The sequence below is a fragment of the Nostoc sp. genome, assembly GCF_036919495.1.
In the GTDB taxonomy this organism is placed as follows: Bacteria; Cyanobacteriota; Cyanobacteriia; order Cyanobacteriales; family Nostocaceae; genus Nostoc.
The window spans coordinates 46,333-64,825 of sequence record NZ_JBALBZ010000109.1 but is presented as its reverse complement, the minus strand read 5'-3'; the positions used below and the strand labels follow the sequence as shown (position 1 = coordinate 64,825).

Below are 18,493 nucleotides of genomic sequence, written 5' to 3'. Positions count from 1 at the left end.
ATTCATTTTGGCAACAATGCGTCCAGAAAATCCATTTTGAACATTTTCGATTTCGCGGTGAATTAGTGCCAAAAAGCGATCGCGCATATTCACAGGCGCAACCAGCAACTCTCGATAAGACTTTTGCAGTGAGTATCCGGTCAAGAAATTAAATAAATCTGTAATATCAGCACCTAATTCTTCACGACAACTAAATAATCCCAAATCTGTATACAGCCGTGCCGTTTTGGGGTTATAGTTACCAGTGCCAATATGCACATATCGGCGTATCCGGTCTTTTTCCCGCCGTACCACCATGACGGTTTTACTGTGGGTTTTCAGTCCCACTAAACCATAGACAACATGAACTCCAACTCTTTCTAGTCGTTTTGCCCAGTAAATATTATTCTCCTCATCAAATCGCGCTTTTAATTCCACCAGTACGGATATCTGTTTGCCATTTTCGGCGGCGGCAATTAAGGCGTTGACTATGGGCGAGTCGCCAGAAGTCCGGTAAAGGGTCATCTTGATGGCTAATACATCCGGATCGTAGGCGGCATAGGTAATAAAGCGCACTACTGTAGCCGAAAAGGATTGATAGGGATGGTGTACTAGCAAATCCTTTTCCCGAATTACAGCAAAAAAGTCTTTTCCTTCGTCCGTCTCCAACGTATCTGGATCTAAACTTGGTTCCCTGAGTCTTTGCAAACGTAATGGTACAACAGATTGGCGTGGTGGATCTTTGAGTTCTGGCAATGGCAAGGACATAAAATACATTAAATCCCGCAGTCCCAAAAGACCATCTACTTCATAGAGATCGCTTTCTGTTAATTCCAAATCATGCAATAATCGCGATCGCACTATTTCAGGAGTCTGGGATTGAAGTTCTAACCGGACAGGACTTCCACCCAAGCGCCGTTTTCGCAATTCCTGTTCAATCGCTAACAATAAATCATCTGCTTCATCTTCTTCTAAGACCAAATCGGCATCACGAGTAATGCGGAACGGATGATATTCTTGAATATTCATCCCTGGAAATAGAGATTCCAAGTTATGAGCGATCGCTTGTTCTAAAGGTACACCAGTCCAGTTTACAGGTTTGCCGTTGTGCTGATCTCCCAATTCCGGCGGTATTGCTAAAAATCGTGGTAGCAGATTGGGGACTTTAACTCTGGCAAATAATTCTTCTTCGGTGTCTGGGTTTTTTACCACAACAGCCAGATTCAGACTGAGATTAGAAATAAAAGGAAAGGGATGACTAGGATCAACAGCCAGAGGAGTCAAAACTGGAAAGACTTGTTCCTCAAAATAACTGTTGAGATGAGTCTTCTGTTTTTGATTCAAATCTATGTAATCTAAGATATAGATGCCATGATTTGTTAGTAGGGGACGAAGTACTTGCTCAAAATGCTGATGCTCTTTCTTTACAAGAGGAATCAGGGTAGACCTAATATCGTCTAACTGTTGTTGTGGTGTCCGACCATCAGGAGTCAACAGGCTAACTTTCGCCTCTACTTGTTGCTTTAAACCAGCAACCCGCACCATGAAAAACTCATCTAAATTAGAGTTGAATATTCCCAAAAACTTCAGGCGTTCTAGAAGGGGCGTGCGATCGTCACAGGCTTCATGTAATACCCTGGCATTAAATTCTAGCCAGCTTAACTCTCGGTTAAGATAATATTGTGGATCGTTTAAATTGATGGGATTGGCGCTTTTTTTAGATTTTGCCATAATGACTTAAAAGCAGGCAGATATAGCCCATTTAACTGGGGGATACTAAACATAGTAAGTTAAATGGTGCATAGAGGCGCAGCAGCTTTTCCGAGAGTAGGAAAATGAACTTCATTTGTCCTTAGTTTGGTTCATTGTGGCAAACGGCAATTGTAGATTTTGGTCGTAGAGGAAATCTTTGTCAATCGTGATCTCTCGTGTGGGCAAGTTACTGTTATTTCTGATGCCATCTTGAGGCGGGATTCGCAATGTATACTTACCAAGGGGAACTGCATCTAGACGATAAAGACCAAATTCGTCACTTTCAGATGAAGAAATTCTTTTACCTTCAGCATTGATGACTTCTACCTCTATTCCTGGTATTGGCTTACCTGCGGCATCTGTAATTCTTCCTGCTAAACCATATTCTACTCTGACAGGGAAATCTAACTTAGTCACAGCAGAGCTTTCCACCTTAGCGACTATCGTACTTTTCTTCACAGAAAGTTCCACAGGTAATCCTTGTGGGTCAAATTGAACTACATATACACCTTCTGGCAAATTACCTACGAAGAAATTACCTTTAGAGTCAGTTAGAGTTTCAGCGACGGCTTGACCTTGCTTATTGATCAGTTGGATAGTAGATTCACTTAAATCAAAACCTTTCTTTGCTCCTTCTATGACAATTCGTCCAGCGATCGCACCCTTATCTTTACCAATAGAGGTATACTCCGAAGGAGTCATTCTCCCACCTGCAAAAGATAAATCTGATACTAGTGAGATAAAAAGGCGATCGTCTCCAATACCACCAAAAATGTTTTTAATCCTAGAAGGGATACCCTGATATTCGACTCTAGCGAATAAACCTGGTAACACACGCATACTAGCACCAATGACTGGGCCAATATCTCCATCTCTATATCCTAGTCCGATACGCCAACTTAAGTCTGAAAAGTTACTAGCATTACGATTGAGGGTTATAGTGTAACGAGTAGGCAAGTCACCCCCAGATTCAGTACCCAATGATACTAAATATTCTCTATTTAGATTATAGCTAAAGTCTGTTGTATAGATATCACTGACAGCGCTAAAAGCCAGACTGCTATTCTGTGTTGGTCGATAAAAAGCATTGAATAAATAACGTCCGTTAAAATCCGGTGCGCCTCTTAAAGATAAGTTAGAAAACGGACTAACTGAAAAAGTGGGCAAAATGTAAGTAGCCGAAGTCTTCTCATATTGGCTTCTACGAGCTATGACTCCCAGATTAAAAGTGTTACTAAAATTATATTGAGCTTCTATACTATGGTTAAAGCGATCGCGCAATTGAGTACTATATAAATAACCAGCAGGATATAATTCAGAATTTCCGAAAATTTGTAAGCGATCTAACTGGAAATCTAGATTAGCTGTATAGCCAAATTCACCATTAGAAGTGCCAACACTAGCAGCGAGAATTGCTGGATTTATTAACCGCCAAATAAAACCTGCTTGTGTTTGTGTTCTATCAGAGAGTACTTGCGCTGAACCTTCCAAAGTCAAGTCATTGGAAATTCCCTGACGCGCTTGAAAAAATCCAGCAAGCTTACCTGAGTCAGCGTTAACAAAATCATCAAATAAACTTTTCTGAATATAGTTACCAGTTAAACCAAAACCTGCTAATTGGGTGCTTCCGCCAGATGGTAACAATAAATCAGAAGCTCTCAGTCTTAAAGAACGAATTTCTGTAGGTATATTTAGGTTATTACGGCTAAAAACCAACAGTTCAATGTCATTGGTTTGACCAGCAGGTAAATTGACATCTAAAAATTCGTATTCTCCACTTAGTCCTACTTGCTGTTGAGCAACCACAACTCCACCAACTCTTAACTGTACAAAACTTGCTGGAGCAACTCGACCGTTAAAGCTTTGTACAGGCTGGGACTGTCTAGATAAAAGTTCAGTTGCACCATAGTCTGTATTAAATCTATTTAAGGGGAGATTGGTATGACCAACTTGGAATCCAGTCAGGTCAAGATGTGACAATAAAGGATGTAAACCGATTTGTTGACGACCAATCTGATAGATAAATTGATTTGAGCGTTTGAAGAAAAAGTATTCAGCAATCTCCGGCTGGTTAATAAAATCGTTTTCAAGACGTATACGCCACGAACCGCCAGCTAAACGTCCTCCAAAAAGAGTGGAACTATGCCAGCCTGAATTACCAAAAGTATTAGTAAAATTTAACTCTTGCCTTAAGTTTGATAAACCACTGCTAGGAGGTAAAGCTTCAGGTTGGAGATCGGCTGCTTGAGTGCTATATTCTCCATTATTTTTTCGCCAGGGTAAATCAACTATTAAAGCTGCATCTGAGGCTTTTAACTCAAGATTTATGGCTAATTTAGATTGTAAAACTGCATTACTAATATAAATAATGCCGTTGATTTTCTGAAGCTCATTTGCTGTTAGTGTAACTTCACCAGCAGGCGTTTTAAGTTTTGTATTCTCACTAGATATATCAGCAGTAAAACCAGCAAAGTTAGCAAAATCTAGCAATGGAATTAATAAAGTATTTCCACGCTGGATAATATCTAAAGTACCAACTTCTTGGTTGTTAATAATAACTCCTAATAATAAAGTTTGTGCCGCTAAAATCTTATTTTCGGCAAGATTATTAGGTAAAGAATTATTTTCTGCTGGTGGATCTGTTGAGTGAGGGGGCGATTCACCAGAAGCAGAATTTTTTTTGGTTTGGGTAATTAGCTTTTTAACCAGTTGGTCATTGACAGAGCTTTGTGGTGCCCTATATGTAGAAAATTCAGCTGGGAAGGGGAGGGTTTCTGGTGGGGCGATCGCTCCGGCAATTATCTTGTTTGTCTTCCCAATCTTGGCATCTAGTAACTTTGCAGAAGAGAAATTTTTAGAAGGTGCGATCGCAACTGTTGGGGGAGGTGTTAAATTTTGGTAGAGCATAAGTAAGCACAAAAGTTTCTATGAGTAGCCAAAAAAGTTTTCGGCTACCAATTCATGTCTAGAAAAGTGACAATTAATTTACTTTGAGAATTTGGGCTTTGGAATCTGCAAAATCTATCTACGGCGAAGAGAATTGTTCAGATTCCTAGCAGATGGCTTATTTTCAGACTGGTTATTATTAGCTGCTGGAACTGTGAATGGAATACCTTTATCAATTGGTACACCACTCAATTCACCATTGACATCCAATACGTAGTTTCCAGGGGGTAGAGTTTTAGTGATAGGTAACTTGATTTGACGAGTACTATCAGGTAATACTGGTGATGATGGTAATGAGCCTACATCTAATACAGAATCCGGTAACTTTGCGTCCGTTTTACCTGTATTAGCTATGGGTTTTGTAGCTTCAGCGCCTGGATATTGAGCAGCAGGCCAAATCGCATATTGACCACTTAAACGTATATAAGCATTACCTTTATTAGTAATATCAAATACAGCCTTAAGAGCATTCGGCTTGGTATCAACAGTAATAGAATTTAGGATACCAATTTTTTTAATCTCTCCCACATAACCATAAATTACTACCCCTAACCGTGCATTTACCCTCACTCCTTGAGATGATTTGATCGGGGAAACTGGGGAAACCTCTTGGAGATAAAGTACAGCACGGTGTTCACCTGGTTGGGGTTGAACTTTAGGACGAATAGCAAAGCGTATGGTTTGAGCGCCCCCGGCTGGAATTGTAAATTGAGACGGAGTAAAAACGATCCACTGATCTAAAGATTGCTCATTGGAAGCAATGTCTTGAGGTTTATTATCTTCATTCATTACCCAAGACTTGACAGTGGCTTTCAGTGTCACTGGTTCAGAAGCAAGATTAAGAACCCGAATAGTTTCAGTGCGTGTCTTATTACTATTAATTTTGACTTCCAATCGGGGTGGACTGACACCAATATTAATTGCTGAAGCAGAAGGTACGCCAAGAGCGAAAGCCCCTAGTAAGCTTAAAGCTATTTTGCTGAATTTTTGCAACGTTGGGATTGTGTTTTTCACTTTAATATTCCAGATCACGAAACTAACGCCGATTAACTGTTACCGTCACATTGCCACCATATAAACCCGCCGACTGGGCAGTTGAGAGATCCATTTTCAATTGGAATCCCCCTTGCACTAAAGCTGTGTTGCTATTTTGATCGCGAGAAATTTCGATGATGGGTAATGGTTCTAGCACTACTTGAACTGCCGAATTGGAACTCTGGGGATTACTTACCGCATTGTTGCGTCCATTTTCCGCCTTCATTTCATAGGTGGCATAGAGAAAACCCACTTGATCTGTAGGCACTCGCATTTGCCAAAAGTTGGGAAAATCACGGGTTATGAAGGTATTAAAACCCGGAGAAGACAGCAATTGTTGTGAATTGGCGACAGACTCACTTTTAGCTACGGGTACAATATCTGATGCTGATAAAGGAGGAATAACTAGTATTTGAGGAGTAGATAACTGATTAATATTTGTAGGTTCAGCAATTCTCAAGAAAGACTGCCCTAAAGAAGGAGGCTGTGGCAATACTAAAAGTGTTATGCTCACAAATAAACAATTAATAATTTCAGTCCATAACTTCTTTCGTGTTAGTAAATTGCTGTCACCCTGTTTACATTTATCTGGCATTTTGCATTTATCTCCACCATCCTTAAAGGACATCAAATAAATTTACTGACGCAGAGTTCAGCCTCGATCCAAGAGAATTAGAATAAAAACTGCGTAAATCTTGTCTAATATTAGGTAAGGCTAAGGGTAGATGAAAAATCTGTTGATATGATTAATCTAAGAACCTTAGCCCTGATTAACTAAAGTTGCTGAATAAAGGGATGAAAGTGTAATCAAAATGCCAATTCCGATACCTGTTATCCCTCAAACAGCAATACCAATTAGTTAGCTGTAGCCGTGATATTAATATCTGCTCCAGTATATGAGCCTGCTTGAGCAATGCCATTTCCACCTACGGCTACAGATAAATTAACGCCACCAATGAAAGGAGTGACTAAGCCAGGGACAGCATTATTGCTTGGATTAGCAGTACCATTGGTCAGGCTTGCTGTCGCACCGTTAGCACCTGTGAGGGTAGTGGAAGTTCCAGGTACTACGTTGACAGTAATGCCCTGGCCTCGAGGGCTGTTAGACCAAACTGCAAACACTTGAGGTATTGTCTTAGTCACTGCGAGAACTGTGCCGTTGGTATTGAATGGAGAGGCAGTATTAAGTCCACTGATGGTTGAATTTGCTGTACCACTTTTATCGCTACCGTAAGATCCAGTTCCATTTACAGTAAATGTCTGTGCAGATAAGTCCGCAGGTGTAAGGTCTAAATCAATTGTGCTGACAGTCCGCAAGTAGAGAACTTCGGGAACTGTGAGAGTAACGGCTACATTATTTGTAGCAGCCACTTGAGCATTTGCAGGTGCAACAATCATACTACTCAAGGCGCTAAAAAAGGCACAGGTAGCGGTGAGAACTACTAAAAATCTGGTCTTCATGATGAAAAATTTCTCCGTAATATTGTGTCTGTGTGAATTTAATTTGAGCTTGAGCAAATCTCAATATCTCGTTAAGGAAACAAAGTGATTTGAGTTTGATATCCGAGAAAGAATATCCCAGTACTTTTACCTTTTGCTGGTCTCGTATTATACGTTAATCATAGCTATTGTCTTACAAATCACCTCCTTGTTAAATCACCCACAATTCTGTGCCGTTTGTCCCGTTCGTAGCAGTGAAGAACAACCGCGTACCAACGACAGTAAGCTTGGCAGGGTTAGCAATTCCTGTAGTGTAAATATTGCTGAATTTCCGCGTACCAGAAACTGTGCCGTCGCTTCTCCACACTTCCCTGCTGCTACCATCAGAAGCCGCAAAATACAGGGTGCTATTGAGATTGACGAGACTAGTAGGAACACTATTATTAGGCTGGCTATTAGAATCGTTACCAGCCCAAATATCTTTAACTAGTACTGTGTTGTTATCAGTACCATCTGTCTTCCAGAGTTCGATACCACTTGCTGAGTCATAAGTTACAAAGTATAAGGTATTGCCGACGGCAGTCAAATCGGTAGGGCCAACACCAATATTTGGTGCTTGTGTAGTGTCATTCTTAACCCTTACAGTACCGTTTCCAGCATCACTCTTCCAAAGTTCTGGCTGAAAGTTATCGTTATATTTGACAAAGTATAAGGTATTGCCAACAGCAGTCAAATACTCTGGTGCTACGCTGTTGTTACCAGGTGTGGCATCTTTAACTAAACTAGCCGCTCCAGCTTGATACTTCCAGACTTCAAATCCGCTCGTACCATTATTGGCAGTGAAGTAGAGAGTACTGCCTATAGAAGTGAGGCTATTCGGCGATGAGCTAAATGTTCCCGTCCTGATGTCAATAACTTGTGTTCCGTTTTGAGTACCATCACTTGACCAAAGCTCAGTACCATAAGTGGGGTTATTGGCTGTGAAGAACAACTGACCATTGACATTGGTTAGATTCGATGGATTGGAACTGTTGATACCAGGGTAGATATCTTTAACGAGGGCAGATGTTGTCCCGTCATATTCCCATAATTCCTGACCATTCGTGCCATTATCAGCAGTAAAGAAGAGTTTGTTGCCAACAACAGTCAGATTGTTAGGGTTGGAACTGCCAGAATTAGGATTAATATCACTAACTATTTGGGCTTGAGTGCCATCATATACCCAAAGTTCTCTACCCTTGATTCCATCATTAGCGCTGAAGTAAAGCTTGTTATTGAAGACAGTCAGATTAGCTGGGTTAAAATTGCCAGAATTAATATTAGTCAGGCGAGTAGTATTAGCTACAGTACCATCACTCTTCCACACTTGAGAGTCAGTGCTACCATCGTTGGCAGTAAAGTACAAAATATTACTTGCTACTGTCAGATTGCTGGGGTTGGAACTACCAGAACCGGAGTTGATCTCAAGCATCCTCGCTTGAGCAGATCCAGACAAATTTAAGGTGTAGTAAGTGTTGGCAGAACCAGAGACGTAAACGCGAACATAATAAGTCCCAACCCCTAAATTGGCGTTTATAGTTTCATTCGTATTCCCTGATTGAGCAGATGTTTGAATTACACTAGCGTTGCTATCTAACAGTTGTACATCTGCATTGTCAATCAATCCACTAAGGGTGAGATTGAATCCACTATTGGTATTAGACTTGAAAGTGTAGTAATCAATAGTGTCAATATTACCCACAAAATCGTTGAAAGTTTGGGAACTATTTAAAGTACCAATATCTTTCGCTGTAGATAAGGAATTGGGAGCTTGATCTGCTGCTATGGCTTGAGCAGAAGTATTAAGAGTGTAGTTTGTTGCTACCCCTGTAGCAGGAGTAACAAGAGCGTAATAAGTACCTGCATTCAAGCTGCGCCGGATGGTGTCTATAGCAGTTCCTGATTGATTGGAACTTTGAATATTATTACCGTTATTATCTACTAGTTGTAAATCTGCATTTCCTGTTGCCGGTGTTAAGCTGAAGTTAATTAAAGCAGCAGAAGTCAAATCAAAGCGGTAATAATCTTTATTGTCAGATGAATTAACAAAATCTGAGTAGCTGTTAGTAGTTAATGGATTAATATTGCGAGCTGTTGCTAAAGTGTTACCCGCATTATCTACTGGATCTGAAACCAGCGAAATCTGCAAATTATAGTTAGTAAAACCTGATGTTGCCTGAGTTACACGAATGTAGTATGTTGTTCCCTGGCTAACATTGGTGTTGATAGACTCTGAAGCAGTGCCAGATTGAAGAGAACTGCCAATGATTGTCCCAGAGGAGCTAAGTAAGTATACATCGGCATTATCCCCTAAGTTATTTAGGTTAATGCTGAGATTCCCGTTGTTATTTAATTGAAATTTGTAATAGTCATTATCATCTACAACTGCACCAGTAGTACCTACAAAATCAGTAGTGTTATAACTGCTGATTATACCGATATCGAATGGGGTTGTAAATGTATTATCAGAGCGGTAACTTTCTAAGATGGTTTCAGATGAGAGACTGAGATTGTAGTTTGTATTACTCCCACCGAAACTATTTGAGTAAACTTGGGCATAGTAAGTGCCACCAGCTAAGTTAGCACGTATTGATTCTGGGGTAGTACCTGACTTAGCAGAGTTATAAATAGAAGTGCCAGAACTATTGAGCAATTTTAAATCGGCATTACTGCTCAAGCCATCCAAGCCCAAACTAACAATACTGGAACTGCTAATCGTAAATTTATAAGTATCGAAGGTGTCAGAGCTACTAAGAGAATTTTGAAATATGCTGGCGGTACTGATGAGAGAACCACCAATATAAGATGAAGATGTTGTATCTAAAGCCGTAGCTGTGGTATTTCCTGGATCGGGGAATCCGGTATAAGTTGCCATAGTTATTTATTATTTTCTGTAAAGCTCAAGCATATATACTGGCTACAAATTACTCATAGCAATGCGAAATAAGTTTATTACTGTTAATCGACCACCAATTTTAAGTACCAGATAAGGAAGTTCTTGCAAATACCAAGTTGCTTATTTTTTTCTAAAAACTTAGAAATTTTGTAACAATTTTATAGATTCATCTACAAAAGAGTTATGTATTAGCTGTTACTATGAAATTTTTAATGTTATTTTATATCTATCCTTCAAACTTCACTGCAAATAGAATTTAACTCTTAGGTAAAAGATGATGCCTGCGTAAAAGTACTTAATTTATTGAAGCTAATCTTTAAAATATTAAATTATTTATTTAGAGAATTTTAGTATAAAAATTTTCCCAATTAGATCCAAATTAAGAGTATTTTCAAGGAAAATAATTGATAATACCATATCTGTTTTTTCTTTGCTAACTCGCTTACCAAAGCATTTTTCGCGGCTTTGCAATATGTTTCAAGCTACTCGTCGCCGTCTCGCCCTTTGGTATACTACTGTTACTGCTGTATTACTACTACTGTTTGCCAGTGGCGTTTATTTATACGTCCGCAGTACACTGATTGAGCGCATTGATGATACCCTTAACCATGTAGTGGAAATAGTGGAGCGCTGTCTAACAACCAGCCGTTGTGCGTCTACACTGATATTTGAGCCAATTAATACTGATGCAGATAAATTTCGCATTAATGTAGAAGCCAGTTTTCGTGATAATGCAGACACCGTAGAAGATGACCACATCGACCTAGAATGGTTTAGTCCGAGTGGTGAATTACTTTGGTCAACGCTATCTGAACCCCTAAATATTCCCCTTCGTGCTAATCGTACTGGTGAAACTGTGCGCGTAGTTAAGGGCGAGAGTGACAATTCAAAATTAAAGACGCGATTAATCGCGCCTCTACCTTCACCACTGTTATTGCGGCAAGTGACACAACGGGTGGAAGTGGGGCGGCAAGTATTAGGATATCTGCGTGTTAGCCATCCTTGGTTTGAAGTTACTAAACCCAGTCGCCAGCTAATTTTTGATTTGGCGCTAGGTATTGGGTTAATGGTGCTTTCTGTGGGCGCAAGTGGTTGGTTTCTTTCGGGTAAGGCGATGGAACCTGTAGGGGAGTCTTACCAACGTCTCAAACAATTTACTGCTGATGCTTCTCATGAACTTAGAAGTCCTATTACTTTGATTCAAACAAATGTGCAAGTCGCCCTTGCTGACTTGGATTTAGCAGAGACAGAAACGACTAATTCTTTGCAGTATCGGCAACAGTTAAAGGTGGTGGAACGGTTGACGCAGCGTTTGGGTAAGTTAGTTAATGACTTACTCTTTCTAGCACGACAAGATAGTGGTATTAGCAAAGATATTTTTTCACCTTGTCCGCTAGATGCATTGCTGATGGAAGTGGTTGAAGAACAACAATTGTTAGTCCCGGAGAAAAAAATCGCTCTTTCTCTAGACTTAGTTGATCCTCCCGCCTCCGAAACTAGTCCCGAATTATTGGAAAATTGGTTTACCCTTGTGAGCAATTGGGATCAACTGGTGCGGCTGTTCACAAATTTGATTGCTAACGCCTTGCATTACACTCCAGCAGGTGGACGGGTGAAAGTGGAATTGGCGCGGATAGAAGGAATAAATCGCGTTTCTGGACTACGTTATACCAGCGCCCAGTTGCAAGTTAAAGTGAGTGATACTGGTGTTGGAATTCCAGCAGAAGCACTACCACACTTGTTTGACCGGTTTTATCGGGTAGATCCGGCACGGACTCATACAACTGGGAATACAGCTACAGATGGTGCTACTGGTTCAGGATTGGGATTAGCGATCGCTCAAGCTATTGTCGAACATCACCAGGGTCATATTCAAGTTGAAAGCATTCAAGGCATTGGCACTACATTCACTGTCACGTTACCAATAAATCTTGAGTCTTAATTCGGTAAGAAATTTTTGTTTCCTGTGATAGATGCAGATAAGTGAATTTATTTACTAATTTATATAGTAACAGTTGCAATATTCAGCATTTGAATTGCTTACTAACATCATATTTATATTATTGATACTTTAGCTGATTAATTAGTAAGCTGTTCTACATTCAAAGTGCATATATTAACTGCTAATTAAATTTGTTGTTTGGAAACTTTTCTTTTAAAGAAAGACAAATTGAATTCTATCAGGAGTTAAGAATGAATATGAAGTTTCAAAAATTTCGCAAGTCTGCTGAGTTATTTGGTGCTATATGCGGTGGATTACTAATCACTCTGCCAGCAATTCCTCAAGCACTAGCACAACAATCAGTAACACAACAATCTACTCCCAAGGTTAACCCTTGTCCTAGAATTTTCTACGAAGAACCACATAATAGTCAGGTTGTTGTACCACAGGGATGTCCTCCCAATGCGATAACACAAAGACTAGCTGCTCAAGGGCTTCTTCCCGTCCCTGCTACGCCATCACAAGAGCAAACAAGATTGGGTGTAGGTGGTGAAGCTCCACAATCAGGAGTCACACCATCACAGCCAGCACCAAACGATCAAAGTCAACAGCCTTCAACCGGGGCGGTTTCCACCGATCAACAACTACTACAACCACGGCAAACCCCCAGCACTACGATCGCACTGGCAAATGGTACTGTTAATGTCAGGTTAATAAATGACACTGGGGCTAATGTAACCTACCAAGTCATTGGCGATACAGCACCGCGATCGCTACAAGGTAAATACAATGTAACACTGCAAGGTCTAAGGGCACCAATAACAGTGACATTTGAACGAGAAGATGGCGGACAGTTGATAGTAACTCCACAGGCTTCTTCAGAGACAGGAACCTTGGAAGTTAGATTTAAGGAAGCCACGAATGCAGCACAGGGTAGAAGTGCTATGAGAATCGAACGAAACGGTTCAGTGTTTTTGAATTAGAAATAGTTTTGAGTTAGGAGTGAAGAGTGAGGAGTTAGTTATTAGTTATATGGTAGTGCGTTAGGCTAAAGCCATAATCCAGCCTACAAAAGAATTACTACTAACTTATAACTCCTAACTCAAAACTTCTACTCACCTCTGAAGCATTTTAGTTAGCTGATTCAGCAATTGCACTTCTTGCTTGCTGTCTTCTAATGTCCGCGCCAGTATAATCGCCCTTTCGTAAAAATTGCGAGCAGTTAGGTAATTACCTTGTTGCTTGTATAACTGAGCGTAAGACTCAAAAGATTTTAATTCTTCTCGCAAATCTTGCAATTCTTTAGCGAGTGCTAAACGTTGCTCTAGTAAATCAAAAGCCCGTTCGTAACGTCCGACAGCAGTGTGAGCAGTAACTAAACCGTCAATTGCCCGTAATTCATTAGTGCGATCGCGGTTAGTTTGAGCTATCCGCATTGCTGCCCCATAACTGCCAATGGTATCTTGATAATTTCTAGATGCTAAATAAGCATCTCCTAAATTATTTAAGGTATTTGCTTCACCAATAGCATCGCCAGTCTGACGGCGGAAAATTAAAGCATTTTCATACAATTTAATTGCCTTGTTATAATCTCCTAACCTGGCAGTTACCAAACCCAAATTACTTAAAGATAGTCCTTCGCCTTCAATGTTTTTGACACCGTGAGCAATTGCAAGTGCATCTTCAACAGAATTGCTGGCAGCAGCAAATTCTCCTTGTTGCAGAAAAAATGTACCAATATTATTTAGCACAAAAACCTGAGATTGGAAGTCTTTAGTATCACGAGCGATCGCTAATCCTCTTCTTAACGCATCTTCCGCTTCTTTTAAACTACCAAGCTGCACATAAGCCTTAGCAAGCAAATTGTAAGTTAAACCTTGTGCTTTCAGGTCGCCAATTGCGTGATATAGCTCCAGCGCCCGCAAGCAAGACGTAATTGTTTTATCGGCATATCCTGAAGCATATTGTTTTTCACCGATAGTCAGCAAGCTATCGGCTTCATCTCTTGATTGTCGCCCAACAGAACTATTTAAAGGGCGGTGGAGTTGTTGAGTAATATCAGCTGCACTTGCAGCTATGGGACTCAGCAAAAAAGTAAATAGTAAAAAGCTCTGTAAAAGTATTTGGGGACGAGAAATCGCACCTACACAAATTAAGCTTACCTTTTGCCTGGGAAATACAAGCCGTTGTTTCATAAAAATTATCCCTAAAGTTGTAGGTTTAAGTAGAAGGTCTAAGAAGAAGTTTTAAGTTTTAATTTGAAGACAAATAATATACGTATTTATACTTAAGCTATGATTGCGCTAAATCTTCCCCAAAGTATATAGAGCGGATATCTGTGGGTAATTTGTCCTCTAGCATAAGATAGCCTTCTTGGAGAAAATCGGCTACTTCGCTTGGAGCGATCGCTTCTCCTTCGGCTTGTAGATAGGCGGCGATTCTAGTTTCGCTCCAGTGGAAAGTTTGAGCCATTAACACGATTAATCGCAAAACAGGTGGTAGTTGGTCTAATGCCTGTTGTACATAGCACCATAATGGCGGCGAAGTCGCTTGCAGAGAATAATGAATTGCTTCTGTGGGTGGTACTTTAATCTCGTTAATACAGAAAGCTGTCATATTAATTAACCAATTTTGCATGGTTAGGGCTTCCTTACCTGATTCGGAGTCGGTTAAATTTAGTCCACCGAGTTCGTAGTAGATATGTCGCCAAGTGAGGGCAAACAGATAATCTGCCTGCACAGGCGATCGCGCCGAATGCCGAATTAAGGTATACACTATGGGACTATAGCGACAAAAAATCACCGTGAAGTACTTTCCGGCATCTGGATTTTGCTGAAACAGAGTCAGTAGTTCATGGTCACTATGATGGAACAGCGACTTCACCAGGGGATGATTAGCTTCTGGAAAATGGGGAATTTGCATAAGCCTTTCGATGGATAGTTGTTAAAATAGTTTTGGGAATTGCACTCCCGTAATTAATCGCATAATATCTTGGTGTTGCCCAATTTGTAGCCCCAACTCAGACTACTTGAATATTGATAAACTAGAAACAAAGACTTAATTTTAGTCTTAATCGACAATCATAAAATCGACTCCCTTATAGAATCCTTATTTGTTCATGGTTATAGCAGTTAGTGTGATATCGTTCCTCCTCAGTCCCCTTACCTTAGGCTCCTTTCTGCCTTCCCTGCCCTTAGATAGCCTCTTCTCTACTCAAGGCATTATGGTGATGCTGCTAGCAGCTTACGCTGGGGCAATGTGGATGTTCCTCACCAGTGCCCCAAAAGTACACACTGTAATGGTGTCGGATTTGGAGATTGCCCGACAGTTGTATGAAGGGCTGCTAGATTTGCCAGCAGCTGAGGTGCCATTGCACTATTACTACAACTACGAACAAACTATCGGCGCAACTGGCATTGATCCACTATATATGTCTACTGGGCCGAGCTTGTCTAGCAAAATGATGAATAATGCCAACGATGGGCTGTGGTATCAATTGAAGAAAAACACCCAGCTACATGTGATTACTGGGGCGAGTTTAGGTATCAAAAATCAGCAACGCCACGTTTGTTTTGATCACGACTGCCTGGAAATGATTTTAATGCGAGTCGAAGTGCGCGGTTTGAAATTCAAGATTCGCAACCAGAAGCCCCTGAATTTTTTGGTCAAGGACTATGAAGGGCGGGTTATTGAGGTGGCTGAAGTAGCGAATTAGTCGTTATATTTTAGATTATTTTAGGTTGGGTGGAGCTACGCACCACCCAATATTTTTATATAGCAGGTGAAGCAGGCTAAAGTGTACACACAAGTCGAAAAATCCTCTAACCACATTTTGTCAGAGTGAAACTGTCACACTCACCGACATCCCCTACAACTGAAGTTCAGGGCTGATAGCGAAAGTCCACTTAAGTGAACTTGGGCTATCAGACTGGGAATTCATTCCGAGGCGCAATAGAAACGCAGCGCGAGATTTATTAATACGGCTACCAACAAATCTGCACCTAAGACATGTAATAGGTAATAAAAATGGTGCGCTATGGCTTCGCCTAACGCACCCAACTGTTGAATAGTGAATAGTACTTACTAGCTCAACTGTTCAAACTTAAATTTACCTTTAATGAACTTGTTAAAGTATTGACCTTTAGACGGTGCATTGTCTAAGTCTTCCTTGACACTTGGAGGTACTTTGAAATACTCGTAAACACTTCCACTATCAAATTCAATAGTCAGTGTTTGAGTTTTTGGTTCATAGGTAAATTGCTTAATAACGCTGCCTTCAGGCTTAAGTAGCGGGAAGGCGATCGCATCCCGAATACTGGCACAATCAGTTAATAACATTACCAACCGATCAATCCCAATTCCTAAACCACCCGTAGGCGGCATACCGTATTCAAGGGCTGTCAAAAAGTCTTCATCTACACCTTGGGCTTCTAAGTCGCCAGCAGCTTTTCTTTCAGCTTGGGCTTCTAGGCGTTCTCTTTGATCGATGGGATCGGTAAGTTCTGAGAAGCTGTTCCCAGTTTCTCGCCCGACGATAAATAACTCAAATCTTTCCACCAAACCAGGTTGAGAACGGTGAGGTTTTGCTAGAGGCGAAATTTCTACTGGGTAATCAATTACAAAGGTAGGTTGAATTAAATTAGCTTCTACTTTCTCTTCAAAAGCTAAATTTAGTAACTTACCAATTGATTTCGCTTCATCTACACCAGGAATACTAGCATTTTTACTTGCTGTTTTTGCTTCTTCCAATGTTTGAAAAGAATTGAAATCTAAGCCAGTAAATTCTTTAACTAAATCGTGCATTGTCACTCGCCGCCAAGGTGGTGTTAACTCTATAGGTTCCCCTTGGTAGGTAATTTGCAATGTGCCGAGTACATCTTGGGCGACAGTGGTAATAATCCCTTCAGTCAGCGCCATCATATCATTGTAGTCGGCGTAGGCTTGGTAAATTTCAATCGTCGTAAATTCGGGATTGTGTCGAGTTGAAATTCCCTCATTGCGGAAAACCCGCCCCAATTCAAACACCTTTTCAAAACCACCCACAATCAACCGTTTGAGATGGAGTTCTGTGGCAATTCGCAGATACAATTCCATTTCTAAAGTGTTGTGGTAGGTGATAAATGGACGCGCATCTGCACCCCCAGTCTCACTTTGCAAAACTGGTGTTTCAATTTCCAGAAAATCTCGTTCTTCTAAATAGCGACGAATCCCAGCAGTAATTTGGGCGCGACGGCGGAAAGTTTGCCGGACTTCCGGGTTAACAATCAAGTCAACGTAGCGCTGACGGTAGCGCTTGGCAACATCCGTTAATCCATGCCACTTGTCGGGTAGCGGCAACAGGGATTTAGTCAGGATAGTATATTGTTTAACGTAGACAGATAACTCGCCCTTTTCAGTCCGTTTAATAGTACCTTTAACTCCCAGGATATCGCCTGCATCTGTGAGTTGTTTTAAGTGATTGAAGGCATCAGCATCAATATCTGCCATGCTTTCTTGAATGCGATTTTTATCCAAATAAAGCTGAATTGTGCCAGTTTCATCTTGCAAGGTGAAGAAAGCCAGTTTACCAAAAACGCGACGCGCCATAATGCGTCCAGCGATCGCAACTTCTAAATCAACTTCTTCACCACTGGCTAAATCGGCAAACTGTTCTTGCAACTGCGCTGCATGATGGGTAGATTCCCAACGATAGGCGTAGGGATTAGTCCCTAGCTGCTTGAGTTGTTCTACTTTCTCCAGCCTTGCGGCTCGGATATCTTCTTCCGACATGGTAACGAACTAAATAGGGCAAGATTAATTATAGATGCTTCAAAAGTTGAGAGTAAGAGATATTTGCACTTTGCAGATGATAATATCGCCAAACCAAATACAATGACACAAACTAAAGTGCGCTTGTGGAATGTAGATGAATATCACCGGATGCTTGAGACGGGTATTATCACGGCCGATGAACGGGTAGAACTGATTAATGGGCAAGTTATCCCCATGAGTGCCAAAAATCCCCCCCATGCAGCAACAACGCTGTGTGCATCTGATTATCTCAAGCGTTCGCTAGCAGAAGTTGCCTTAGTTCGGGTGCAAGATCCCATTCAGTTAAACCAATACTCGGAACCTGAACCAGATATTGCCGTTGTCCGCATTGATGCGCGAAAGTACATTGATCATCATCCTGCACCCAATGAAATCTTTTTATTGATTGAGGTAGCAGATACAACGCTAGACACGGATCGCAAACAGAAAGCACCTTTATATGCTAGTGCAGGAATTGCTGATTACTGGATTTTGGATGTGAATCAGCGTCAGGCTTTTGTTTTCCGCGAACCACTTTTGCAAGGCTACAATCTGAAATTTATTTTGCCGGAGGATGCAACTTTATCTTTGATTGCATTTCCAGAAATTGAAGTTCAGATTAGTCAACTGTTTCCATAAGTTATACCAATTCTGTATGAAGATGCGCTAAACCA

At 40.8% G+C, this 18,493-nt stretch carries 13 protein-coding genes; 4 read left to right on the top strand and 9 right to left on the bottom strand.

The window, feature by feature from the left end:
* The 6 genes from ppk1 to V7K25_RS15470 all read right to left on the bottom strand — a co-directional run.
* On the bottom strand, positions 1-1,710 hold a 1,710-nt coding region (gene ppk1, locus V7K25_RS15495; protein ID WP_335159348.1), incomplete at its 3' end, for a polyphosphate kinase 1.
* 111 nt (positions 1,711-1,821) lie between these two features.
* Positions 1,822-4,638 (bottom strand): carboxypeptidase regulatory-like domain-containing protein, encoded by a 2,817-nt coding sequence (locus tag V7K25_RS15490; RefSeq protein WP_335159346.1) that lies wholly within the window; start codon positions 4,636-4,638, stop codon positions 1,822-1,824.
* Between the two features lie 114 nt (positions 4,639-4,752).
* The gene (locus tag V7K25_RS15485) at positions 4,753-5,691 is read right to left on the bottom strand and encodes a fimbrial biogenesis chaperone (protein WP_335159344.1); all 939 of its coding nucleotides are present in this window, start codon (positions 5,689-5,691) and stop codon (positions 4,753-4,755) included.
* 22 nt (positions 5,692-5,713) lie between these two features.
* Positions 5,714-6,226, bottom strand: coding sequence for a hypothetical protein (locus V7K25_RS15480; protein ID WP_335159342.1), 513 nt, complete (start codon positions 6,224-6,226; stop codon positions 5,714-5,716).
* A 341-nt stretch (positions 6,227-6,567) separates the two neighbouring features.
* Positions 6,568-7,173 (bottom strand): hypothetical protein, encoded by a 606-nt coding sequence (locus tag V7K25_RS15475; protein WP_335159340.1) that lies wholly within the window; start codon positions 7,171-7,173, stop codon positions 6,568-6,570.
* Positions 7,174-7,363: 190 nt separating this feature from the next.
* The gene (locus V7K25_RS15470) at positions 7,364-10,066 is read right to left on the bottom strand and encodes an ELWxxDGT repeat protein (RefSeq protein ID WP_335159338.1); all 2,703 of its coding nucleotides are present in this window, start codon (positions 10,064-10,066) and stop codon (positions 7,364-7,366) included.
* 493 nt (positions 10,067-10,559) lie between these two features.
* On the opposite strand from V7K25_RS15470, the gene V7K25_RS15465 reads away from it, so the two are divergent.
* Both V7K25_RS15465 and V7K25_RS15460 read left to right on the top strand, forming a co-directional pair.
* Positions 10,560-12,029 (top strand): sensor histidine kinase, encoded by a 1,470-nt coding sequence (locus V7K25_RS15465; protein WP_335159336.1) that lies wholly within the window; start codon positions 10,560-10,562, stop codon positions 12,027-12,029.
* A 251-nt stretch (positions 12,030-12,280) separates the two neighbouring features.
* Positions 12,281-13,012, top strand: a complete 732-nt coding sequence (locus tag V7K25_RS15460) for a hypothetical protein (protein ID WP_335159334.1) — start codon at positions 12,281-12,283, stop codon at positions 13,010-13,012.
* 132 nt (positions 13,013-13,144) lie between these two features.
* Here the strand turns inward: V7K25_RS15460 and V7K25_RS15455 are convergent, their stop codons facing one another.
* Positions 13,145-14,224 (bottom strand): tetratricopeptide repeat protein, encoded by a 1,080-nt coding sequence (locus tag V7K25_RS15455; RefSeq protein ID WP_335159332.1) that lies wholly within the window; start codon positions 14,222-14,224, stop codon positions 13,145-13,147.
* Between the two features lie 97 nt (positions 14,225-14,321).
* On the bottom strand, positions 14,322-14,951 hold the full coding sequence (locus V7K25_RS15450) for a sigma-70 family RNA polymerase sigma factor (protein ID WP_335159330.1): 630 nt from the start codon (positions 14,949-14,951) through the stop codon (positions 14,322-14,324).
* A gap of 196 nt (positions 14,952-15,147) precedes the next feature.
* On the opposite strand from V7K25_RS15450, the gene V7K25_RS15445 reads away from it, so the two are divergent.
* Positions 15,148-15,744 carry a glyoxalase-like domain protein gene (locus V7K25_RS15445; protein ID WP_335159328.1) on the top strand — a complete coding sequence of 199 codons (597 nt, stop codon included), beginning with the start codon at positions 15,148-15,150 and terminating at the stop codon, positions 15,742-15,744.
* 368 nt (positions 15,745-16,112) lie between these two features.
* On the opposite strand, the gene lysS is transcribed toward V7K25_RS15445, so the two are convergent.
* Complete coding sequence (gene lysS, locus V7K25_RS15440) at positions 16,113-17,798, bottom strand: lysine--tRNA ligase (protein WP_335159326.1); 1,686 nt, start codon at positions 17,796-17,798, stop codon at positions 16,113-16,115.
* A 102-nt stretch (positions 17,799-17,900) separates the two neighbouring features.
* Between lysS and V7K25_RS15435 the strand changes: the two genes are divergently transcribed.
* Positions 17,901-18,458: a Uma2 family endonuclease gene (locus V7K25_RS15435; RefSeq protein ID WP_335159324.1), complete on the top strand. Its 558-nt coding sequence runs from the start codon at positions 17,901-17,903 to the stop codon at positions 18,456-18,458.
* Positions 18,459-18,493: the final 35 nt, after the last annotated feature.